The organism is Nocardia sp. NPDC059177 (assembly GCF_042755165.1).
Taxonomy (GTDB): domain Bacteria; phylum Actinomycetota; class Actinomycetes; order Mycobacteriales; family Mycobacteriaceae; genus Nocardia.
In genome coordinates, this window is record NZ_JBHZBX010000005.1 from 122,265 (window position 1) to 142,876 (window position 20,612).

A 20,612-nucleotide genomic window follows, 5' to 3' on the forward strand; every position below is an offset into this window, starting at 1 on the left:
CGGTCAGCGCACCGAGGGGACGTTCACCGCACCCCGCGCGGTGGCGAGGGAGGCGGCATTGCTGTGGAAGCCCTCGATCACCGGCACCGTGCCGGTCTCGAGGTCGGTCGCGGCGAGCGCGCGTTCCTTGAACGCGCGCGCGGCACTGCTGAGGCGATGGCTCATCACCTCGACGTGGCTCGCGAACTCTTCGGGCAGCGGGCCCCACAGCACGATCTCGATCAGATCGTGCTCCAGGCAGTTGCGCACACCGTCGCGGACCCGGCTATCGGTGCGGAGCAGATCCGGTGCGACGGCCAGCGCGTCGGGCCAGGTGTGGTGCACCGGAACGGCCAGCGGGCCTTCGAGTTCGAGCACGCTCGCGCCGAGGATCTGCAGTGGCCGCAGATCGGTGACATCGGCGAGAACGGCATTCACGTCCCAGCCCGCCATCGACCGGTCGAACAGCCAGCCACCGGCATGGGTGACCACCTCGCGGGCGTCGGTCCCCAGTACGGCCAGCCGGCACCGCAGCGGGTGCCGGTGCGCGTACGCCCACCAGTCGACGATCGGTCCTGCGCCCTGGGCAGCATCCACGAACATTCCATTCCGAGAGATCGAAGCGCTTTTCAGCAGTCGTACTACAAGTCCACCGGCCCTGAGACGGAAAATCGGGAAGCTGTACGAACGGACAAATCTGGACGGTTGACCTGGTATGGGGCGGGGGGAGTGGCCGGCCGTCGAGAGGAGAATCTGATTTCCGAAAATTAGAACGAAACTCTTGACCGTGGTCTCGCTCCGGTGTTAAGCCTGACTTCGAGACAAGTGGCCATGCTGGCTGTGACGCCGAAGGGGATCCGCGATGACGCTGCGATCGGTACTGGACGAAATACGTGAGCGACCCGGAAAAGGCGAGGTCATCCCGATCATCGACCCGGTGACCGAGGAGCAGATCACCGAGTTCACCGACTGTGGGCCCGAGGCGGTCGACGAGGCGGTGGCCCGGGCGAAAACCTCCTTCGAATCCGGCGTCTGGCAGGGGCTGCCCGGACGGGAGCGGGCCAAGATCATGTGGCGGATCGCCGACCTCATGGACGAGCACGCCACCGAGCTCGCTGAACTGGACTCCCTCAACACGGGAATGCCACTTGCTCAGGCGAATATGATCGTTCCCACCTGCGCCGAGTTCTTCCGCTACTACGCGGGCTGGTGTACCAAACTCAACGGCTCGGCCTACGAGGTCCAGATGACCGGCGGGGTGTCCGGCGCCTACGCCGACATGCACGCCTACACCCTCAAAGAGCCCTACGGCGTGGTCGGCCTGATCTTCCCGTGGAACGGGCCGGTGTTCAACGCCTGCGCGAAGCTGGCCCCCGCGCTCGCCGCCGGTTGCAGCAGCGTGGTGAAACCCGCCGAGGAGACGCCGCTGTCGGCGCTGCTGCTGGACCGGCTCATCGCCGAGGCCGGCGTGCCCGACGGCGTGGTGAACCTGCTGACCGGCTACGGGCACACCGCCGGTGCCGCGATCACCGCGCACCCCGATGTGGAGAAGGTGGCCTTCACCGGCTCCACCGAGGTCGGCAAGCAGATCGTGACGGCCTCGGCAGGCAACCTCAAGAAGGTGATGCTCGAGCTCGGCGGCAAGTCGCCGGTGCTGATCTTCGACGACGCCGACCTGGACATGGCGGTGATGATGGCCGCGATGGGCATCTTCGTGCATTCGGGCCAGGGCTGCGTCTGCGGTTCCCGGATCTTCGTGCAGCGCGGGGTGTACGAGCGCGTCGTGGAGGGCATCGCCACCGTGGCGAACAACCTCAAACTGGGCGGCCCCAAGGAAGAGGGCAGCATGATCGGCCCGCTGATCAGCGCCAAGCAGCTCTCGCGCGTCATGGGCTACATCGACGAGGGCAAGTCCGACGGTGTCGAGGTGGTCACCGGTGGTCACCGCCTCGACCGCAGCGGCTATTTCGTGCATCCGACCGTGCTCACCGATGTCGATCCGGCCACGAGCAGGCTCTACCGCGAGGAGATCTTCGGCCCCGTGGTGACGATCCTGCCGTTCGACGACGAGGACGAGGCGGTCGCGCTGGCCAACGACACCTCCTACGGCCTGGCCGCCACCGCGTGGACCACCAATCTCAGCCGCGCGCACCGGCTCGCCAAGCGGCTACAGGCCGGCACTGTCTCGCTGAACTGCCAGCTGGTGTTCGACCACGGGGTGCCCTTCGGCGGCTACAAGCAGTCCGGCTGGGGTCACGAGTTCGGGCGTGAAGGCGTCGAGTCGTACATGAAGACGAAGTCGGTCTGGGCCCAGCTCTGAACCGGTAGCGAGAAGCGGCGGCGGGTGTCCCGGCCGCCGCTGCTCGCGTTCGTGGGTCAGTCCACGAACAGGTCACGCGTGGGGTTGGCGCCGCCGCCGTAGCGGGACAGGTCATCGATTCCGGCGAACCGCGTGACGGCCTCCGCGTCGAGGAAACACCGGCCGGTGACCTCGCGCGCCGGCTGGGCCATGATCGCCACGGCGGCGTCGGCCATGATCCGGGGACTGCGGGCCGCGGCGAGCTGCTCGGCGCCGTCCTCGAGTGCCGCCACGGCCGAGGTGGCGATGAACGTCTGCGGCCACAGGCAGGTGAATCCGATTCCGGCCGCGCCGAATTCGGCCGCCCACCCCTGGCTGAGCAGGGTCATGGCGTACTTGGACTGGGTGTAGGCCGGGTGCGCGCCCAGCCAGTGCGGGGCGAGATTGACCGGCGGAGAAATGCTCAGCACATGCGGGTCGGCCGACTTGCGCAGATACGGCAGACAGGCCGTGGTGAGCGCGAACGTGCCTCGCACATTGATGTCGTGCAGCAGATCGAAGCGCTTGAGGGTGAGCGATTCGGTGGGCTCGGTGGCGATGGCGCCCGCGTTGTTCACGCACACGTCGATGCCGCCGAACCGGTCGACCGCGGTGGCGACGGCCCGCGCGACATCCTCCTCGCGACGCACATCGCCCACCACCGCCGCGGCCCGGCCGCCTGCCGCCTCGACCTCGGCGGCGACGGTGTGCACGGTGCCGGGCAGGCGGGGATGCGGTGTGTCGGTCTTGGCCAACAGCACGACAGCGGCGCCCTGCTCGGCGGCGGCCACGGCAATGGCCGCGCCGATACCCCGGCTGGCGCCGGAGATGAGCACGGTGCGGTCGCGTAGCGGGTGATCCTGGTCAGGCATCTTATTCTCCAAATGTGGTATTGGTGTTCTCATTCTATGCAAGTAGCATATTCATTCACAGCGACACACTTGGAGGAACCGTGCGTATCGGCGTGATGATCGGCCCAGAGAAGGGCGACTCGGGGCGCAAGCTCGAGCGCATGCTGCGCGATATCGCCTGGGCGGAGTCGGCGGGCCTGGACACCGCCTGGATCCCCCAGATCCCCACCGACTTCGACGCGCTCATCACCGTCGCGGCCATGGGGCTGGCGACGTCGCGGATCGAACTGGGCACCGCCGTGGTCCCGCTCCAGGCCCAGCACCCGGTGGCCCTGGCGCGCCAGGCGCTCTCGGCGCACGCGGCGGCCGGCGGCAGGCTCGCCCTCGGAGTCGGGCCCTCGCACCACTGGATCGTGCGCGACATGCTCGGCCTGCCCTACGACAAGCCCGCGGCCTATACCCGCGACTATCTCGAAGTGCTCGCCGCCGGGCTCACCGGCAGCGGCGCGGTCGACGTCGAGAACGACACCTTCACCGTGCACAACCCGCTCGATCTCGGCCCGGTCGCGCCCGTGCCGGTGCTGGTCGCGGCACTGGGGCCGGTGATGTTGCGGATCGCGGGGGAGCAGGCCGACGGCACCGTCCTCTGGATGGCCGACGAACGCGCCATCGCCGAGCACGTCGTACCGCGGATCACCAAGGCCGCCGCCGACGCGGGCAGGCCGGCGCCACGGGTGGTCGCCGGACTGCCGGTGTGCCTGTGCGAGCCGGGCCGGGTGGACGAGGCGCGCGAGCGGGCGAACCGGATTCTCGGCGAGGCCGAGGTCTCGCCCAATTATCAGCGGCTGCTCGAACAGGGTGACGCGCGCACCATCGGTGACCTGTGCCTGGCCGGTGACGAGGACGCCATCGCGGCCGGTCTGCGCCGCTACGCCGAGGCGGGCGCGACCGATATCTCGGTGCGGCTGTTGCCGATCGGCGACGATCGCGACGCACTGGTGGCCTCCAAGCAGCGCACCAGGACGATGATCGCCGAGCTGGCCAGGCAGCTGCGCGATTGACGACCCCGGTGGCGCCCGGTGCTGTTCGCCTGGGCGCCACCGGAATTCACTCGTAGTCGACGGTGAGGTCGGTGGATTCGGAGACGGCCTGGCAGGTCAGGATGTAGCCGTCGGCCACCTCGTCGTCCGCTAGGGCGTTGTTCTGGCGCATGGTGGCCCGGCCCGCGGTCACCTTGGCGATGCAGGTCGCGCAGTTGCCCTGTTCGCAGGAGAACGGCGGCGTGAGTCCGCCGCGGCGCGCGCTCTCCAGCAGCGTTTCGCCACCCTTGCGGGGCACCGACCGCTTCTTGCCGTTGAGGATCACCGTGATGGTGCCGCCGGAATCCGGTTCTGCCATCGGGGTCGCCGGTGTGGCGTTCTCGGTGACGGGTGTGCCGAAGCGTTCGCTGAAAACCTGGCCCGGTCCGGGCAGCGCGCGCTCGACCAGTTCCATGAACGCCTCGGGGCCGCAGAGGTAGTGGTCGGCTGTCGTGTCGGCGCCGACGAAGGCACGCACGGCCGCCGCGTCGAGGAAACCGCGCTCGCTGTCGAGGTGGCGGACCACGTGGAGACGGTCCGGATAGCGGGCGACCAGGTCGTCGAGGGCCTGCTCGAACAGCATCGATGCCCGGTCGCGGTCCGCGCACAGCAGCCGCACCCGGCGCCCGGTGCTCGCCAGCGCCGCCTTGGTGAGCGACAGGATCGGGGTGATGCCGCTGCCGCCGCTGAAGCCGAGGAGTGGGACCTCGGTGTCGCGCAGGCAGAACCGGCCCGCGGCCTTGGACAGCTCCACCTCGTCGCCCGCGGCGACGGTGTCGAGCAGCCAGTTCGACACCGCGCCGCCGGGGACGCGTTTGACGGTGGTCATCAGCTCGGTGTCGGTTTCCGGCGCGCTCGACATCGAGTACGAGCGGAACAGTTCGGTGCCGTCGACGGTCACCCGGAAGGTGCAGAACTGTCCCGCCCGATAGCTCAGCGGACCGTCGTGCGGAGCGAGCACGAAGGTCCGCGCGTCCGGGCTCTCGGCCACCACCCGGGTCACGGTCGCTCGCAGATATGAAGAGAGTGTCGCCATGGACCGCGTCCTCCTGGTATGAAGATTCTATCGAAATGAGAATAGTATTCTCTCTCATGAGACGGGAACCTTCCAAGATGGCGGATACCGCTTCCAGCGCGCTCGTATTCGAGGATCGGGCCTACACCGCGGACGCACTCGACGCCCTCGCGGCCGGACTCGGCGCAGAACTCACCGCCCGGGGTGTCCGGGCGGGGGACCGGGTGGCGCTCATGTCATCGAACCGGCCCGAGTTCGTCGTCGCGGTCCTGGCCGTGTGGCGGATCGGCGCCTGCGTCGTGCTGATCAGCCCGGCCTGGAAACATGACGAGGTCGCCCACGCCGTGACGCTGACCGGGCCGGTCGCCGCCCTCGGCGACAGCCCGGTGCTCGCCGGCCTGCTCCCGATGCGCCACCTCGACGACCCCATCACCGCCGCGGAACCCGGTGCGGCCGAACCGGATCCGGCCGCCGACGCGGTGCTGGTGTTCAGCTCCGGCACCACCGGCATGCCGAAAGCCGTGCGGCACACCCACGGTTCGCTCGCGGTGGCGGTGGACCAGTGGACCGAGGTGCTCGGGCTCACCGGCACCGACCGGATCCAGATCGCCACCCCGCCCTCGCACATCCTGGGCCTGCTCAATATCGTCACCGCGCTGCGGGCCGGTGCGTGGATGCGGCTGCACCGCCGCTTCGACCTCGACACCATGCTGACCTGCATCCAGGACGACGGCATCACCATCGAGATGGCCGTCGCGCCGATCGCCATCGCTCTGGCCGCGCACCCCGATCTCGAACGCTACGACCTGAGTTCGCTGCGCTACATCATGTGGGGCGCCACCCCGGTGACGGCGAGTATCGCCGAGACGGTGACCGTGCGCACCCGGGTGCCGTGGCTGCCCGCCTACGGCGCCAGCGAACTGCCGGTCATCGCGTGCAATCCGCTCGACGGCGCGCGCCTGGACTCGGTCGGCAAGGCCGCGCCGGGCGTGCAGATCCGGGTGGTCGATCTGGACACCGGAAAACCGGTGGCAGCGGGCGGCACCGGCGAGATCCAGTGCCGCGCGGCCTCGACGATGGCCGGCTATCTGCCCGCCGAGGCGACCGCGGCCGCCTTCGACGGATCGTGGTACCGCACCGGCGATGTCGGCCATGTCGACGCCGAGGGCTGGATCCGGATCACCGACCGGGCCAAGGAGATGATCAAGGTCCGCGGCTTCCAGGTCGCCCCCGCCGAGATCGAGGCGGTGCTGCACGCGCACCCCCTGGTCAGCGACTGCGCGGTGTTCGGCACCCCCGACCCGCACGACGGGGAAGCCGTGGTGGCCGCGGTCGCCGTGCACGACACCGTCAGCTCCGACGAGCTGATCACGCTGGTCGGTGACCGCCTGGCCTCCTACAAGCGGCCCCGCCGTGTCGTTTTCGTACCCGAGATCCCGCGCCTGCCCTCGGGCAAGGTGCTCCGCCGAGTCCTCGAGGAGCGTCATGGACGTCCGACTGACCAGTGAGCAGCGCCAGCTGCGCGATGCCGCGGCCCGGCTGGCCGACGAACTCGGGCCCGGCTCGGTCGCCGAGCTCGACGACGAGCACCGGCGGCAACGGCTGGAGAAGGCCGTCGATGCCGCCGGGTGGCGCACGCTGCGTTCCGACGGCGCCTCCGGTGTCGAAGTCGCCTTGGTCGCCGAGGAATTCGCGCGCGGGCTGGTGGATGTGGCGTTCCTGGGACCGATCCTGGCCGACGATCTGCACGGCGCCGAGGGCCGGTGGACGATCGGGGTGGACGGCCGCGCCGTCGACGCCGACGGCCGCGACCAGGTCCTGCTGCTCGACGACCGGCGACTGTGCGCCGCCGCGGTCGGCGAGCGCCTGCCCGGTGCGGATCTCACCCGCGTGAGCGCCGACATCGGCACAGCCACCGAACTACTCGGCGAGCTCTCACCCGAACAGCTGACCCAGTGGCAGGCACTGGCCGTCACCACGACCACCGCCGATCTGCTCGGCGCGGCCCGCGGCACCCACCGCCTGGCGGTGGACTACGCCAAGGTCCGCGCCCAGTACGGCCACCCCATCGGCACCTATCAGGCGGTGGCGCACCTGCTCGCCGAGAGCCTGGCGCTGATCGAGGGCTCGATCAGCGTGCTGCGCTATGCCGCCTGGTCGGTCGACGAACTGCCACCGGCCCAGGCCCTGCGCGCGGCGCGGGTGGCCAAGGTCTACACCGCCCGCGCCGCCCGCACGGTGTGTGAGACCTCGATCCAGGTGCACGGCGGTATCGGCAACACCTGGGAGTGCCTGGCGCATGTCTATCTGCGCCGGGTGCTGACCTCGACCGAACTGTTCGCAACCCGTCTGGAGGACATCGACCGTGGACTATCGTGATTCGCCGGACGAAGCCGCCTTCCGCACCCGCCTGCGCGAGTGGCTGGCCGGCACCGCCGCCTCGTTTCCCGCCTCCGGTGACGAGTACTGGGCGCGCGCGGGGGACTGGCACCGGGCGCTCTACAGCGCCGGGTTCTTCGGCCTGTCCTGGCCGAAGGAATTCGGCGGGCACGCGCTGGCCCCGGTCTACGACGTCATCCTCGACGAGGAACTGACCAGGGCGGGCGCACCGGCCCGCCCCAGCCTCGGCTACCTGGTACACGGACTGGGCAGGCACGCGAGTCCGGTTCTGCAGCAACAGTTCCTGCCCGGCATGATCGACGGCTCGCAACGCTGGTGCCAGGGCTTCAGCGAGCCCGACGCCGGTTCGGACCTGGCCTCGCTGCGCACGACGGCGACCCGCGACGGCGACGAATACGTCCTGCACGGGCACAAGATCTGGACCAGCTACTCCGATGTCGCCGACTGGTGCCTGCTGCTGGCCCGCACCGACCCGGATGCCCCACGACACAAAGGCATTTCGGGCTTCATCGTCTCGATGCACCAGCCCGGTGTCGAGCAGCGGCCGCTCCAGATGATCAGCGGTGTCACCCGCGAGTTCGGGCAGGTGCGCTTCGACGGTGCCCGGGTACCCGCCGACCGGATGGTCGGTGCGCCCGGCGACGGCTGGAAGCTCGCCATGACGGTGGTCGGGCACGAACGCGAACCCTCCACCCTGGGTTTCGCGGCCCGCTACGCCAAGACGGTGCGCCAGCTCGAATCCCGGGTGACCGGCCGGGTACCCGACGAACTCGCCTGGGCCGCAGTCGAATCGGAGATGCTGCGCCTGCATGTGCGGCGCAGGCTCTCCGAGCAGCTCGACGGTCTCGTACACGGCCCCGACGGTTCCCTGGACAAGCTGCTGATGACCTGGGTCGAGCAGTCCGTCGGGCACGCGGCGCTGGCCGTGGCGGGCACCGGCGACGAGGAGATGCTCGGCAGCTACCTCTACAGCCGCGCCCAGAGCGTCATGGGCGGCACCTCGCAGATCCAGAAGAACATCATCGCCACGCGAATCCTCGACCTAGGAGCCTGACATGTACGACCTGCCCCCCGAGATCAGCATCGAGGCCGACGGCCCGCTGCGGATCATCACCCTCAACCGGCCCGACGCGCTCAACGCCGTCGACGACGCGCTGCACTCCGGCCTGGCCGCGCTGTGGCCGCGGCTCTCGGCCGACCGCTCGGCCAGGGCCGCGGTGCTCACCGGCGCGGGCAAGGCCTTCTCCGCGGGCGGCGATTTCGCCTATCTGGCCGAACTCTCGCGCGACGCCGACCTGCGCGCCAAAACCATCGCGCACGGCCGCGAGATCGTGCTCGGCATGGCGCGGTGCCGGGTGCCGGTGATCGCGGCGGTGAACGGCCCGGCGGTCGGGCTCGGCTGCAGCCTGGTGGCGCTCAGCGATGTCGCCTACATCGCCGAGGACGCCTATCTGAAGGACCCGCACGTGCAGGTCGGCCTGGTCGCCGCCGACGGTGGCCCGCTCACCTGGCCGCTGCATACGAGCCTGCTGCTGGCCAAGGAATACGCGCTGACCGGCGCGAAGATCCCCGCCGCGCGAGCGCGCGAGATGGGCCTGGTCAACCATGTCGTCGCCGACCCGCTGAGCGAGGCCATGGCCTGCGCCAAGCGGGTGCTCGAGCTGCCCCAGCAGGCCGTGGAGAGCACCAAGCGGCTGCTGAACCTGCATCTCGAACGGGCGGTGCTGGCCACCCTCGACTACGCGACCACCGCCGAGGACCTCTCCTTCCAGACCGAGGATTTCCGCGCGGTGATCTCCCGGCTCACCGCCGGGAAATAGGCTCACCGGGAGGGGCCGGAACGCATCCGGCCCCTCCTGATGCGCGCTTCAGCGCGGCGGGAAGCGCAACGCGCCGTCGAGCCGGATGACTTCGCCGTTGAGATAGTCGTTCTCGACGATGGCGGTGGCCAGCTTGGCGTATTCGTCGGAGCGTCCCATCCGCTTGGGGAACGGCACCTGCGGACCCCAATAGTCCTCGAGCTTGCCGGCCGCCTTGCCGTAGGCGGGGGTGTTCACGGTGCCCGGGGCGATGGTGACCACCCGGATACCCAGCGGCGACAGATCGCGGGCGGCGACCAGCGTCATGGCCGCGACACCGCCCTTGGCCGCGGCGTAGGGCAGCTGCCCGATCTGGCCCTCGAACGCGGCGATCGAGGAGGTGTTCACGATGACACCGCGCGCGCCCTCATCGAGGGGTTCGGCGGTCGCCATCGCCTCGGCGGACAGGCGCAGCACATTGAACACAGCCGTCAGATAGAACTCGATGGTGGTCCGGAAGCCGTCCAGGCCCAGCGGCGCACCATCCTTGCCGATCAGCCTGCCGCCGGTAGCCGGGCCACCGTGGGTGTCGACCGAGATGCGCAGCGGGCCGAGCGATTGCGCCTCGGCGACCGCGGCGCGCACCGAATCCTCGTCGGTCGCATCGGTATGCACGTAGCGGACGCCGAGCTCCTCGACGAGGTGCTTGCCCTTGTCGTCGGCGACATCGGCAACGACCACCTTCGCGCCCGCGGCGTGCAGCCGTCGCACCGTCGCCTCGCCGAGCCCGCCGGTGCCACCCACGACGAGCGCGGAACTTCCACTGATCTGCATAGCGCGATCCCTCCTTGTGAATATCAATCTCTGTAAGAGAGAATAATATTCTCAACAGTATCAGTCAGCCCCTTACAGGCAATCCACCGAGGAGGCCCTCATGCCTGAAGCCGTCATCGTTTCCGCCCTACGGACACCGATCGGCACCGCACGGAAGGGAACGCTGCGCGACACCACCGCCTTCGACCTCGCCCACCACGTCGTGAGCGGAATCGCCGCGGAACTCGACGCCGACCGGATCGATGACGTGATCCTCGGGGAGGGCCGCTACGGCGGCGGCGTCCTCGCCCGGCACGCCGCGGTGACCGCGGGCCTGACCACGGTGCCCGGCCTCGCGCAGAACCGGCACTGCGCCGCGGGGATGTCGGCGGTGCAGTCGGCGGCGGCGAGTATCCGCTCCGGGATGGACGAGCTGGTCATCGCCGGTGGTGTGAACAGCGATTCGACCGCGCCGCGTGCGCGATTCAAGGTCGGCGAGGACGACTGGATCGACCCGTGGGTCTCACCGAGTCATCCGGACCGCCCCGACGCCCCCGCCATGGACATGTCGATCACGGTCGGCTGGAACACCGCGGTCCGGGCCGGGCTCACCCGCGACGAGCTGGACCAGTGGGCGCTGCGCTCGCACCGCAACGCGATCGGCGCCATCGACCAGGGGCTGTTCAAGGACGAGATCCTCGCCGTCGACACCCCGCACGGGCTCTTCGAGGTCGACGAGCATCCGCGCCGCGACACCAGCCTGGAACGGCTGGCCGGGCTGAAGGTCCTGCACCCGGAGATCGACGGGTTCTCGATCACCGCGGGCAATGCCGCCGGTGCCAACGACGGCGCGGCCGCGCTGGCCATCGCCTCGGACCGGCTCGGGCTGCCCGCGCTCGGCTATATCCGGGGCTGGGCCTCGGTCGGCGTCGACCCCGCCGACACCGGTCTGGCGCCGATCGAGGCGATCACCAAAGCCGTACGGCGCGCGGGGATCTCGCTGGGCTCGGTACGGTTGATCGAGATCAACGAGGCGTTCACCTCGGTGCCGCTAGCGGCGATCCGGGCCCTCGACCTGGACCCGGAGATCGTGAACTACAGCGGCAGCGGCTGCTCGCTCGGCCATCCGGTGGCTGCGACCGGCGCGCGGATGATCGTCACCATGGTCCACGAACTCCGCCGTCGCGGTGGCGGATTCGGCATCGTGGCGCTGTGCGCCGGCGGCGGGATGGGCTCGGCGACGGTGCTCGAGGTGCCCACCGTCTGAGTGGTCCCGACAGCGTGAGAACCGGCAGGTCGGTGCGGACCGACCTGCCGGTTCTCGTGATGATGCGATCTCTGCGGGCGACCGCGCCGCGGCTGAAACAGTGCTCAGGCGCGCGCGAAGCCGTGCGCGCAGAAGTTCCAGACCTCGGTGGCGGTGATGGGGTAGGAGGTCTCCTCGTCGACCGCGCCGGTGGACTGCGCGGTGAACATGACCGTCTGCATGACCATGGCCGCGGCGCGGCGTGTGTTCATGTCGGCGGTGATCTCGCCCGCCTCCTTGGCGAGGTCCATCAGCTCGGTGAACAGCGCCAGCACCGGCGCGTGCGCGACCTTGACGTGCCCGGGATGCGACACCAGCAGCTGCGGGGCGAAATCGGTGAACAGCGGGCGCTGGGCGGCGGGATCCGGGCGGCACAGCTCGAACAGCAACTCGACGGTGACCTGGAGCTTGTCCATCGGGTCGGTCTGCCCGTCGGCGGCCGCGCGCAGCTGTTCGGAGGTGCGCGAGAGCGCATCCTCGAACAGGGCGAGCAACAGCTCGTGCTTGCCGTCGAACTGCAGGTAGAAGCTACGCAGCGACTGGCGGGAGCGGTCGACGACCTCCTGCACGGTGAAGTCGGTACTGCCCTTTTCCGTGATGATGGCCTGGGCGGCGTCGAGGAATCGCTGTACCCGCTCCTCGGCGCGCAGCGTCGCCGTGCGTAGCGATCGTTCGACCGCGCGCTGTTTCCATGCCGGCTTCTCGCTCGGGCTGGTCACGGGCACCTCGATCCCCGGTCATGCGAAGAGAACATGAATGCACTGTACCGGAGAACCTCGTTTAACTGTGTAGCCATGTGCCGCATTTCGCATCATCGGCGAGACTGTTACTTCCGGGGATGAGAATGCTATTCTCATTCGATCGCCCCCAGCCCGGCAAGGAGCATCGTTTTGTACATCCGTTACGAAGTCGCCGATCGCATCGCGACGATCACCCTCGACCGGCCGGATGCCGCCAACGCCCAGAACGGTGAGCTGCTCGACGAGCTGGACGCCGCCTGGACCAGCGCCGCCGCCGACGACGACGTCGCGGTGATCGTGCTGCGGGCCGAGGGCAAGCACTTCTCGGCCGGTCACGACCTCAAGGACAAGTCCTGGCCCGATCCGAGCACCATCACCCTGGACCGGATCTACGGCCTGGAATCGCGCCGCTACCTGGAGTACTCGCTGCGCTGGCGCAATGTGCCCAAGCCGTCCATCGCGGCGGTGCAGGGCCGCTGTATCGCGGGCGCGCTGCTGCTGTGCTGGCCGTGCGATCTGATCGTCGCCGCCGAGGACGCACTGTTCTCCGATCCGGTGGTCCTGATGGGCATCGGTGGCGTCGAATACCACGGCCACACCTGGGAACTCGGTGCCCGCAAGGCCAAGGAGATCCTGTTCACCGGGCGCCCGGTTACCGCCCAGGAGGCCCATCAGGTCGGTATGGTGAACACGGTCGTCCCGCGCGCCGAACTCGACGACCACACCCGCGAACTGGCCACGCAGATCGCGAGCATGCCCCCGTTCGGCCTGCGCCAGGCCAAGCGGGCCGTCAACCAGACCTTGGATGTGCAGGGCTTCTATGCCGCCATCCAGTCGGTTTTCGACATCCATCAGACAGGCCACGGAAACGCGTTGAGCGTCAACGGTTATCCGATCCTGATCGACATGGATCACATGAAGGCGAATCTCCAGTGAGACAAGGAAGTTTCATGCGCACATCTCTGCTCCGCACCACCGCCGTCTGTTGCAGTCTGGTCGTCGCCACGGCCCTGGCCGGCTGTGGCTCCGACGACGAATCCGACGCGGCACCCGCCACCACGGCCGCCGTGACCACCAGCGCGGCGCCCCCCACTGCCGACGCCGCCACCGTCGCCGCGATCACCAAGACCTACACCACCTTCTTCGACGGCTCGAAGTCCGCGACCGAGCGGGCCGCGCTGGTCGAGAGCGGCGACGCCTTCCTGGCGATCCTGCAGGCCCAGTCGGCGACGCCGGCGACCTCGGGCACCTCGGTCACCGTCGCCTCGGTGACACCCACCGGCGCCACCACCGCCGATGTCGGCTACACGCTGCTGATGGGCGGCAACCCGGTACTGCCCGATCAGACCGGACAGGCGGTGAAGCAGGGTGACACCTGGAAGGTCGCCGCGGCCACCTTCTGCGCGCTGCTGGCCATCCAGGGCGGTACCTCGACCGCCTGCTGAGCCCACCCGCGCGATCGCCCGGTACCGCAGCGGTACCGGGCGATCGTCGTGTCGCCGGTCAGAGCTCGGCGAGCCGGGTGGCGTTGCCGGACAACCGGATCGCCGCGCCCGCCGCCCTGGTGAGTTCACGCGCGCTGCCGAGCAGCCCGTCCAGGACCAGCGTCCGGCGGACGTGCCGGTGCAAGCTGTGTTCGGCGGTGAAGCCGATGCCACCGAGTACCTGCTGACAGTGCCGTGCCGCGGTGAGCGCGGCCCGTCCGGCGGCCGCCTTGGCCAGCAGCGCGGCCAGGACCTGATCGTCGGCGCGAGTGGGGTCGAGGGCGGTCTCGTCGGCGACGAGCAGTGCTGCCTCGGCGCCGTCGAGGGCCACCAGGGTTTCGGCGAGACGGTGCCGCACCGCCTGGAACGCGGCGAGCGGGCGCCCGAACTGGGCCCGCTCCAGCGCGTGCGTGCGGGCCAGGGTGAGCATGGCGTGCCCGGTCCCGAGCAACCACCAGCCCAGCACTCGCCTGCCGTCGGCGAGTGGTTGCGCGGCGGGCGTGAGGCCCGCCGCGGCCCGGTGGATCGGGAGTTCGTCGTCGACCGAAGCACCGGGCGGGGCAGCCCAGCGCACCCAGCGCCCGCCCGCGAAGGGCAGAGCGGTGGTGTCCGCCCCGGCGTGGTCGAGGACGTCGAGGAGCAGCGGTGCGCACGCCCCGGTCTCGCCGAGCAGCCGGAACAGGACCGGACCGGTGAGTTCGGGTGCCGCCGTGTGGATGTCGGGCCAGCCGAGTTCGCGCAGCGCGGTATCCAGGGCGGGTCCGGTGTGGCCGGTCATGGCGCGGCGGAGCGAATCGGTGAGCAGGGCGCGCTCGGCCGGATCGAGGCCGGGTTGGTCTGCCACGGTCATTCCTTCCCGAGATCGAGGAGCCTGCGGGCGATGATGTTGCGCTGGATCTCGGCGGTGCCGCCGTAGATGGTCGCCGCGCGGGAATAGAGGAATTCGGTGCGCCACGGGCCCTCGTCGAGTTCCACCGCGCCCGGCAGCAGATCCCGGGCGAGATCGAACAGCTGCTGTTCGGCGCCGGCCAGCAGCACCTTGTCGATCGAGGTCTCCGGTCCGAGCCGGGCGCCGCCGGCGAGGCGGCGCTGGGTGCCCAGCGACCGGCAGCGCACGGTGTGCAGGGCGAGGTAGGCGGCGCCGAGCGCATCGTCGTCGTAGGCGTCGGCCTGGGGGAGCACGCGGTCGAGGCGGGTGAACAGGTAGGCGATCCGATGCCAGAAGCAGGTGGACCGTTCGTGCGGCAGCAGGTCCATCGCGATCCGCCAGCCGTCGCCGGGCGCGCCGAGCAGCCGCTCACCCGGGACCACCACCTCGTCGAAGAACACCTCCGCGAATTCGTCCACGCCGTGCATGGTCCGCAAGGGGCGCACCGTGATTCCGGGGGTGTCCATGTCGACGAAGAACGCGGTGATGCCGTCGTGGCCGGGACCGGTCCGGGTGAGCAGCACGCAGCGGGACGCGTACTGGGCGAGACTGGTCCACACCTTCTGACCGGAGATCACCCAGTCCGCGCCGCGCGGGGTGGCGGTGGTGCTGAGCGAGGCGAGATCGCTGCCCGAACCGGGCTCGGAGAACCCCTGGCACCATTGCTCGCTGCCGGACAGCAGCAGCGGCACCATCCGCGCGGCCAGCGCGGGCGGGGCGTAGGAGATCATCGTCGGCGCCAGCACCTCGATCATCGACCAGATGCCCGGCTCGGCCAGGTCGCGGGTGGCGACCTCCTCGCCGAGCACCGCGCGCAATGCGGCCGGCCCACCGAGACCACCGACCTCGGCGGGCCAGCCGTAGCGCATCCAGTCCGCGTCGAACAGCGCCTTCCGCACCTGTAGCAGCTGCGCCACCTGCCCGTCGAGGGAGTCGTCGGGCGGCGGCGTCAGATCGTTGGCGTCGAGCCAGGCGCGCAGCCCGTCCCGGAACGCGGCGATCTCGTGCATTGTCATGCCTTGGAACGCTCGAACGCGTGCGGGATGCCGGAATCGTGGTCGCCGTTGCGGCGGATGAAGGTCATCCGCCGGGTCCTGATCCGCCAGCCGTCCGCGGTGCGCAGCAGCGTGTCGGTGTAGTAGCCGATGCGCATGTCGTGGGTGCTGTGGTCGACGAAGCACAGCGGCTGGGTGCTGGTCGCGGTGTCGCCGTCGATGTCGAGGACGGGCAGGCCGGTGAGGAACAGGCCCTTGGGGGCGGCGGCGACGAGTTCGGGGAACAAGTCGAGGGTGTAGGTGTCGCCGAAGGCGCTGTAGCTGCCGTCGGGGGTGAACACCGCGAGCAGCCCGTCGATATCGCCCTGGGTGATGGTCACCGCGTAGCGGGCCAGCACCTGCTGGATCTCGAGCAGATCGTCACTTCTGGACATGGATCTTGCCGCCTTTCATCACGAATCGCACATCCCGGGTGACGGTGATGTCGGAGAGGGGATCGCCGGGCACGGCGATGACATCGGCGAGCAGCCCCTCGGCCAGCCGGCCGCGGTCGTCCACGCCGATCAGTTCGGCCGCGCGCACGGTCGCCGCCCGCAGCACATCGATCGGGGCCAGACCCCGCTCGACGAGCGCCACGAGCTCATCGGCATTGCGGCCGTGCGGAATCGCCGGCGCGTCGGTACCGACCGCGATCTTCACCCCGGCCCGGTAGGCGGCCAGCACCGAGGTGCGGGCCTTGGGGAACATCTCGGCGGCCTTGGCCTGCAAGGCCGGCTCGGCCTTCGAGACGTCCATGGCGTCTGCCAACCGCGTGGTGGGCACCAGCCAGGTGCCGTGCTCGACCATCAGCGCGATGGCCTCGTCGTCGATGAGGAAACCGTGCTCGATGCAATCGATCCCGGCGGCCACCGCGTGCTTGACCGCGTCCGCGCCGTGGGTGTGCGCGGCCACCCGCAACCCCCGCCGATGCGCCTCGTCGACGATCGCGCGCAGTTCCTCGTCCGAATAGTGTTGTGCGCCAGGAGCTCCGGTGAGCGACATGACCCCGCCGGAGACGCAGATCTTGATCAACTGCGCGCCGTGCTTGATCTGGTAGCGCACCGCCTTGCGCACCTCGTCGACCCCGTTGGCGATGCCCTCCTCGATGGTCAGATGCAGCACGTCGGGGGCGAAGGCGGCGAACATGGTCGGATCCAGATGCCCGCCGGTCGGGGTGATCGCGTGCCCGGCAGGCACCACCCGCGGGCCCTCGATCCAGCCCGCGTCGATCGCCTTGCCCAGCGCCACATCCAGCAGATAGCCACCGGTCTTGACGAACAGCCCGAGATTGCGCACGGTGGTGAACCCCGCGCGCAGAGTGCGGCGGGCATTGCCCACCGCGCGCAGCATGCGCAGGGCCGGATCGTCTTTCACGCTCGAGGCCAGCCCGGTCTCGCCGCGCCCGCCCATGAGCAGGTTGACTTCCATGTCCATCAGGCCGGGCAGCAGGACGAGGTCACCGAGGTCGACGACCTCGCCGGCCTCGGCGCCGCCGACACCGGCGATCCGATCGTCCTCGATCCGCAGCAGGCCGGGCCGCACGATCGTGCCGGTGTCGACATCGAGCAGCCCGGCGGCCTTCAGTGTCAGCGTCGCCACGGGTCAGACCAGCGGCTCGCGGACGATATCGAGATAGGCCGCGCCGGAGTCGGGCACCCGCGGCTGCTTCCAGCACTCGATCGGGAACGACACCATCACCACCGACTGCAACAGGTTGAACAGGTTGCGCACCTCGTCGGGCAGATCGTCGATGTCGTATTTGTCGCAGTAGTCCAGGGCCGCGTCCAGACGTTCCATCCCGGCGTCGTAGAGCTCCTGCATCTGCGCCATCGAGGAGGCCAGACGCTTAGTGTAGCGCTCGGGTTCGGTCGGCAGGATCCAGTCGGCGAAGCGCGCGAGATCGGCGAACTCGGCGGGCAGCTGCTGTTCGGTCACGGTCGCGGCCTCACTTGTCGGCGTTGTCATTGCGGAATTCCTTCACGATGCGCTGGACGGTGGTGTGCAGGTGGCGCAGCAGGACTTCCTGGTCGTTGAGCGGGAAGTCGCTGACCTCGCGGGTGGCGATCATGGTCTGGGTGGCCTCGAGGGTGTTCGCGTCCTGCAGCGCGTACTCCTTGAAGGTCACCGCGGCCAGCTCCTGGGCCAGCCGCTCACGCGCGGTCTTGGCAGGCACGAAGTAGAGGTTGGCCTCGAAGATGTGCTTGTTCACCGCGGTCGGCCAGTAGTGGTAGGTCAGGTACCAGCCCGGTGCCCAGAACAGCAGCGACATGTTCGGGAAGATCTCGAATTCGTCCACACCCCAGGCACGATGGCGGGCGGGGTTGATGCCCTCGGGCAGCGGGTCCAGGCCCTCGATATCGGGCCGGTCCCACGGTCCGAACAGGCCGCTGCGCAGCTTGCGCTCGATCGGCTTGACCATGTTCGGGTCCTTGGGCGGGGCCATGCCACCCCACGACGACACCATCGAATGCGGCGCCTCGATCGCGTAGTGCAGCGCTTCGAAACCGGTGGTGACCAGCTTGTCGGCCTCGTTCTGCACCGCCTGCTTCTGATGCAGGATCGGCGCGTGGTAGAACTCGGCGAACGCGTCGATGAACAGCTTCCAGTTGCTGCCGATCTCGGCCTTGTAGCTGTAGACCTCGGTCATCTCGTGGAACGGGTAACCCTCGAGACTCTTGATCATCGGGCCGAGATAGTCGGTCAGCGGCTTGGCGTTCGGGTCGAGGTTGATGAAGATGAACCCCTCCCACACCTCGCAGCGGATGGTCTTGAGGCCGTACTTGCTCTTGTCCAGGTCGAAGAACTCCTTCTCCTGCTGGACGAAGTTCAGGTCACCGTTGAGCTCGTAGCGCCAGGCGTGGTACTTGCAGGTGAACTGCCTGCACGAGCCCGCGGTCTCCTCGTTGGGGAAGTCGTCCCACACCAGCTTGTTGCCGCGGTGACGGCAGATGTTGTGGAAGGCGTGGATCTCGCCGTCGCGATCCTTGTTGATCACGACCGAGGACCCGATGCAGGGCAGTTCCTTGGTGAAGTAGCTGCCGATCCGGGGCAGCCGCTCGACCCGGCCCACATTGAGCCAGGTGCGGCGGAAGATCGCCTGGCGCTCGTCCTCGTAGAAGGCGGGGTCGATCGAATCGGTGTAGTCCACCGGGGCGGTGCCCAGCTCGGGATAGTTCTGTGTCCAGCTCCCGGCCGCCGGCTTGGTGAAGTGTGCCAAGGGACTCCCTCTCGTGAGAATGCGATTCTCCAAAACTGACTACTAGATTTCCATGCAGGTCGAGCGCTGTCAAACGCGGCTTCGGCCGCCCGGTGCGCGCGTCGGGGTCGCCGCCCCGGCCGACCTGGAAGATTCATACTCTCCGGAAACTCGATATTGATTATCCGATTCTGAGAAGATAGTTTCCGTTGCAGCGGGCGCCATGCCGCCGCTGCTCACGGAGGAGGATTTACGGTGAAACCACAGCGCACAGTCATCGCCCTGATGGCGGTCGCTCTCCTGGTGGCAGGGTGCGGCCGGGAGGGCGGAGCGAGCGAGGACGGCCCAGGCGGTCCGGCGCCCGCCGCATCCGGCGACTTCGGCACGCTCAGCGATGTCTGCAAGTCCGGTACGCCGGGCGACTCGCAGGCCCAAGGCGTGTCGGCGACCGAGATCGAGGTGGGTGTCTTCTCCGACATCGGCTTCACCAAGAACCCCGACTTCGTCGATGCCGCCAAGGTCTTCACCTCCTGGTGCAATGCGGCGGGCGGGATCAACGGCCGCAAGATCGTCACCAACCTGCGCGACACCAAACTCATGGAGGTCCGCCAGCGCATGCTCGAGGCCTGTCGCGAGGACTTCGTCCTGGTCGGCGGCAGCGCGGCGCTCGACGGGCTCGGCGTCAAGGACCGCCTCGAATGCCTGCTGCCGGAGTTCCCCGCGCAGGTCTCCCAGACCGCCAATACCGGCTCGGACCTGCAACTGGGCGCGGGTTCGTCGATGTCGGAGAACGTGAATCCCTATACCGGATTCCAGGATTGGCTCATCAACGAGGCCTTCCCCGACTCCAAGAACGCCCTCGGCATGATCAACGGCGACTCGCCGATCACCAAGGTCATGGGCGACAAGCTCACCGAGTCCTTCGGCGCCGCCGGGGCGAAGATCGTCTACAGCGACCTCTACCCGATCTCGGGCGTCTCGGACTGGACGCCCTACGCCCAGGCGATCAAGGCCGCCGGGGTGAAGGGCCTGATCTTCTACGGCGACTTCCGCTACCTGGCCAAGTTGCAGGACGTGCTGACCAGCATGAACTACAAGCTGGACTGGATCGACGCCAACGCCAACTCCTACAACCAGGTGTTCCTGGACTCGGCGAAGAGCTCACTCGGACAGCAGAACAACCTGCTCGACATGAGCGGCACGGCCCCGCTCGACGCCGCCGACAAGGTGCCCGCGGTCCAGCAGGTGAAGGACCTGTTCGAGCAGTACGCCCCCGACAGCGCCATCACCTTCCAGGTGCTGCGCGCCTTCCAGTCCTGGCTGCTGTTCGCCAAGTCGGCCACCGCGTGCGGTGACGACCTGACGCGCGCCTGCGTCTACCGGACCGCCGCGAAGGAAACCGCCTGGACCGCGGGCGGTTTGCAGGCACCGGTCGATCTGTCCAAGCCGCTGTCCGAGCAGACCCGCTGCTTCAATGTGCAGCAGGCAGGCCCGGACGGCTGGAAGTCCGCGCAGTTCTCGCCGAACACCGATGGGCTCTATCGCTGTGGCTTCACCCCGTACCGGTACACCGCCGACTTCGGGCAGCCGGCGACCCTGGCCTCGGTCGGCAAGAGCCTCGCGGATCTGAAGTGACGGAGCGCGCCCGCT

The 20,612-nt window shown here is 68.9% G+C and carries 21 protein-coding genes; 10 read left to right on the forward strand and 11 right to left on the reverse strand.

Features of this window, described 5'->3' with window-relative positions; genetic code table 11:
• Positions 1 to 3: 3 nt before the first annotated feature.
• On the reverse strand, positions 4 to 576 hold the full coding sequence (locus ACFXK0_RS08515; protein ID WP_379409332.1) for a hypothetical protein: 573 nt from the start codon (positions 574 to 576) through the stop codon (positions 4 to 6).
• A 265-nt stretch (positions 577 to 841) separates the two neighbouring features.
• Between ACFXK0_RS08515 and ACFXK0_RS08520 the strand changes: the two genes are divergently transcribed.
• Positions 842 to 2,299: an aldehyde dehydrogenase family protein gene (locus ACFXK0_RS08520; protein ID WP_379409334.1), complete on the forward strand. Its 1,458-nt coding sequence runs from the start codon at positions 842 to 844 to the stop codon at positions 2,297 to 2,299.
• A 56-nt stretch (positions 2,300 to 2,355) separates the two neighbouring features.
• Here ACFXK0_RS08520 and ACFXK0_RS08525 read toward each other — a convergent pair whose 3' ends face one another.
• Positions 2,356 to 3,189, reverse strand: a complete 834-nt coding sequence (locus tag ACFXK0_RS08525) for an SDR family oxidoreductase (protein ID WP_379409335.1) — start codon at positions 3,187 to 3,189, stop codon at positions 2,356 to 2,358.
• A gap of 80 nt (positions 3,190 to 3,269) precedes the next feature.
• Here ACFXK0_RS08525 and ACFXK0_RS08530 point away from each other — a divergent pair, with 80 nt between their 5' ends.
• Positions 3,270 to 4,229: an LLM class F420-dependent oxidoreductase gene (locus tag ACFXK0_RS08530; protein WP_379409337.1), complete on the forward strand. Its 960-nt coding sequence runs from the start codon at positions 3,270 to 3,272 to the stop codon at positions 4,227 to 4,229.
• A 46-nt stretch (positions 4,230 to 4,275) separates the two neighbouring features.
• Here ACFXK0_RS08530 and ACFXK0_RS08535 read toward each other — a convergent pair whose 3' ends face one another.
• On the reverse strand, positions 4,276 to 5,283 hold the full coding sequence (locus ACFXK0_RS08535) for a 2Fe-2S iron-sulfur cluster-binding protein (RefSeq protein WP_379409338.1): 1,008 nt from the start codon (positions 5,281 to 5,283) through the stop codon (positions 4,276 to 4,278).
• 77 nt (positions 5,284 to 5,360) lie between these two features.
• On the opposite strand from ACFXK0_RS08535, the gene ACFXK0_RS08540 reads away from it, so the two are divergent.
• Genes ACFXK0_RS08540 through ACFXK0_RS08555 form a run of 4 tightly spaced genes read left to right on the forward strand, consistent with a single transcriptional unit; the run spans position 5,361 to position 9,482 of the window.
• Positions 5,361 to 6,770: a class I adenylate-forming enzyme family protein gene (locus tag ACFXK0_RS08540; RefSeq protein WP_379409340.1), complete on the forward strand. Its 1,410-nt coding sequence runs from the start codon at positions 5,361 to 5,363 to the stop codon at positions 6,768 to 6,770.
• Positions 6,748 to 7,641, forward strand: coding sequence for an acyl-CoA dehydrogenase family protein (locus ACFXK0_RS08545; protein ID WP_379409341.1), 894 nt, complete (start codon positions 6,748 to 6,750; stop codon positions 7,639 to 7,641). Before ACFXK0_RS08540 ends, ACFXK0_RS08545 begins: the two co-directional genes overlap by 23 nt.
• Positions 7,628 to 8,716, forward strand: a complete 1,089-nt coding sequence (locus ACFXK0_RS08550; protein WP_379409343.1) for an acyl-CoA dehydrogenase family protein — start codon at positions 7,628 to 7,630, stop codon at positions 8,714 to 8,716. Before ACFXK0_RS08545 ends, ACFXK0_RS08550 begins: the two co-directional genes overlap by 14 nt.
• 1 nt (position 8,717) lies before the next feature.
• On the forward strand, positions 8,718 to 9,482 hold the full coding sequence (locus ACFXK0_RS08555) for an enoyl-CoA hydratase/isomerase family protein (protein ID WP_379409345.1): 765 nt from the start codon (positions 8,718 to 8,720) through the stop codon (positions 9,480 to 9,482).
• A gap of 48 nt (positions 9,483 to 9,530) precedes the next feature.
• Here the strand turns inward: ACFXK0_RS08555 and ACFXK0_RS08560 are convergent, their stop codons facing one another.
• Positions 9,531 to 10,295, reverse strand: coding sequence for an SDR family NAD(P)-dependent oxidoreductase (locus ACFXK0_RS08560; RefSeq protein ID WP_379409346.1), 765 nt, complete (start codon positions 10,293 to 10,295; stop codon positions 9,531 to 9,533).
• 100 nt (positions 10,296 to 10,395) lie between these two features.
• On the opposite strand from ACFXK0_RS08560, the gene ACFXK0_RS08565 reads away from it, so the two are divergent.
• On the forward strand, positions 10,396 to 11,541 hold the full coding sequence (locus ACFXK0_RS08565; protein WP_379409347.1) for a thiolase family protein: 1,146 nt from the start codon (positions 10,396 to 10,398) through the stop codon (positions 11,539 to 11,541).
• A gap of 104 nt (positions 11,542 to 11,645) precedes the next feature.
• On the opposite strand, the gene ACFXK0_RS08570 is transcribed toward ACFXK0_RS08565, so the two are convergent.
• Positions 11,646 to 12,299, reverse strand: coding sequence for a TetR/AcrR family transcriptional regulator (locus ACFXK0_RS08570; RefSeq protein WP_379409348.1), 654 nt, complete (start codon positions 12,297 to 12,299; stop codon positions 11,646 to 11,648).
• A 171-nt stretch (positions 12,300 to 12,470) separates the two neighbouring features.
• Between ACFXK0_RS08570 and ACFXK0_RS08575 the strand changes: the two genes are divergently transcribed.
• Both ACFXK0_RS08575 and ACFXK0_RS08580 read left to right on the forward strand, forming a co-directional pair.
• Positions 12,471 to 13,256, forward strand: coding sequence for an enoyl-CoA hydratase (locus ACFXK0_RS08575; RefSeq protein WP_379409349.1), 786 nt, complete (start codon positions 12,471 to 12,473; stop codon positions 13,254 to 13,256).
• Between the two features lie 14 nt (positions 13,257 to 13,270).
• A complete protein-coding gene (locus ACFXK0_RS08580) occupies positions 13,271 to 13,765 on the forward strand; it encodes a hypothetical protein (RefSeq protein WP_379409350.1) in 495 nt (164 codons plus the stop codon).
• Between the two features lie 58 nt (positions 13,766 to 13,823).
• Here ACFXK0_RS08580 and ACFXK0_RS08585 read toward each other — a convergent pair whose 3' ends face one another.
• The 6 genes from ACFXK0_RS08585 to ACFXK0_RS08610 are packed head-to-tail and all read right to left on the reverse strand — an operon-like array spanning position 13,824 to position 18,983.
• Entirely contained in the window at positions 13,824 to 14,654 is an 831-nt protein-coding gene (locus ACFXK0_RS08585; RefSeq protein WP_379409351.1) for an acyl-CoA dehydrogenase family protein, read from the reverse strand.
• Positions 14,651 to 15,748, reverse strand: coding sequence for an acyl-CoA dehydrogenase family protein (locus tag ACFXK0_RS08590; protein ID WP_379409353.1), 1,098 nt, complete (start codon positions 15,746 to 15,748; stop codon positions 14,651 to 14,653). The genes ACFXK0_RS08585 and ACFXK0_RS08590 overlap by 4 nt, the downstream gene beginning before the upstream one ends.
• Positions 15,745 to 16,161, reverse strand: coding sequence for a nuclear transport factor 2 family protein (locus tag ACFXK0_RS08595; RefSeq protein ID WP_379409354.1), 417 nt, complete (start codon positions 16,159 to 16,161; stop codon positions 15,745 to 15,747). Before ACFXK0_RS08595 ends, ACFXK0_RS08590 begins: the two co-directional genes overlap by 4 nt.
• Complete coding sequence (locus tag ACFXK0_RS08600; RefSeq protein WP_379409355.1) at positions 16,148 to 17,365, reverse strand: amidohydrolase family protein; 1,218 nt, start codon at positions 17,363 to 17,365, stop codon at positions 16,148 to 16,150. Before ACFXK0_RS08600 ends, ACFXK0_RS08595 begins: the two co-directional genes overlap by 14 nt.
• Positions 17,366 to 17,368: 3 nt before the next feature.
• Positions 17,369 to 17,731, reverse strand: coding sequence for a hypothetical protein (locus ACFXK0_RS08605; protein ID WP_379409357.1), 363 nt, complete (start codon positions 17,729 to 17,731; stop codon positions 17,369 to 17,371).
• Positions 17,712 to 18,983, reverse strand: coding sequence for an aromatic ring-hydroxylating dioxygenase subunit alpha (locus tag ACFXK0_RS08610; RefSeq protein WP_379409358.1), 1,272 nt, complete (start codon positions 18,981 to 18,983; stop codon positions 17,712 to 17,714). The genes ACFXK0_RS08605 and ACFXK0_RS08610 overlap by 20 nt, the downstream gene beginning before the upstream one ends.
• A gap of 234 nt (positions 18,984 to 19,217) precedes the next feature.
• Between ACFXK0_RS08610 and ACFXK0_RS08615 the strand changes: the two genes are divergently transcribed.
• Positions 19,218 to 20,597, forward strand: a complete 1,380-nt coding sequence (locus tag ACFXK0_RS08615) for an ABC transporter substrate-binding protein (RefSeq protein ID WP_379409360.1) — start codon at positions 19,218 to 19,220, stop codon at positions 20,595 to 20,597.
• Positions 20,598 to 20,612 lie beyond the last annotated feature (15 nt).

What these genes read in the sequence shown, in the direction of transcription:
- ACFXK0_RS08520 (WP_379409334.1), top strand. Translation starts at nt 842, where the DNA reads ATGACGCTGCGATCGGTACTGGACGAAATACGTGAGCGACCCGGAAAA.
- ACFXK0_RS08525 (WP_379409335.1), bottom strand. Translation starts at nt 3,189, where the DNA reads ATGCCTGACCAGGATCACCCGCTACGCGACCGCACCGTGCTCATCTCC.
- ACFXK0_RS08535 (WP_379409338.1), bottom strand. Translation starts at nt 5,283, where the DNA reads ATGGCGACACTCTCTTCATATCTGCGAGCGACCGTGACCCGGGTGGTG.
- ACFXK0_RS08540 (WP_379409340.1), top strand. Translation starts at nt 5,361, where the DNA reads ATGGCGGATACCGCTTCCAGCGCGCTCGTATTCGAGGATCGGGCCTAC.
- ACFXK0_RS08545 (WP_379409341.1), top strand. Translation starts at nt 6,748, where the DNA reads ATGGACGTCCGACTGACCAGTGAGCAGCGCCAGCTGCGCGATGCCGCG.
- ACFXK0_RS08555 (WP_379409345.1), top strand. Translation starts at nt 8,718, where the DNA reads ATGTACGACCTGCCCCCCGAGATCAGCATCGAGGCCGACGGCCCGCTG.
- ACFXK0_RS08560 (WP_379409346.1), bottom strand. Translation starts at nt 10,295, where the DNA reads ATGCAGATCAGTGGAAGTTCCGCGCTCGTCGTGGGTGGCACCGGCGGG.
- ACFXK0_RS08565 (WP_379409347.1), top strand. Translation starts at nt 10,396, where the DNA reads ATGCCTGAAGCCGTCATCGTTTCCGCCCTACGGACACCGATCGGCACC.
- ACFXK0_RS08580 (WP_379409350.1), top strand. Translation starts at nt 13,271, where the DNA reads ATGCGCACATCTCTGCTCCGCACCACCGCCGTCTGTTGCAGTCTGGTC.
- ACFXK0_RS08585 (WP_379409351.1), bottom strand. Translation starts at nt 14,654, where the DNA reads ATGACCGTGGCAGACCAACCCGGCCTCGATCCGGCCGAGCGCGCCCTG.
- ACFXK0_RS08590 (WP_379409353.1), bottom strand. Translation starts at nt 15,748, where the DNA reads ATGACAATGCACGAGATCGCCGCGTTCCGGGACGGGCTGCGCGCCTGG.
- ACFXK0_RS08595 (WP_379409354.1), bottom strand. Translation starts at nt 16,161, where the DNA reads ATGTCCAGAAGTGACGATCTGCTCGAGATCCAGCAGGTGCTGGCCCGC.
- ACFXK0_RS08605 (WP_379409357.1), bottom strand. Translation starts at nt 17,731, where the DNA reads ATGACAACGCCGACAAGTGAGGCCGCGACCGTGACCGAACAGCAGCTG.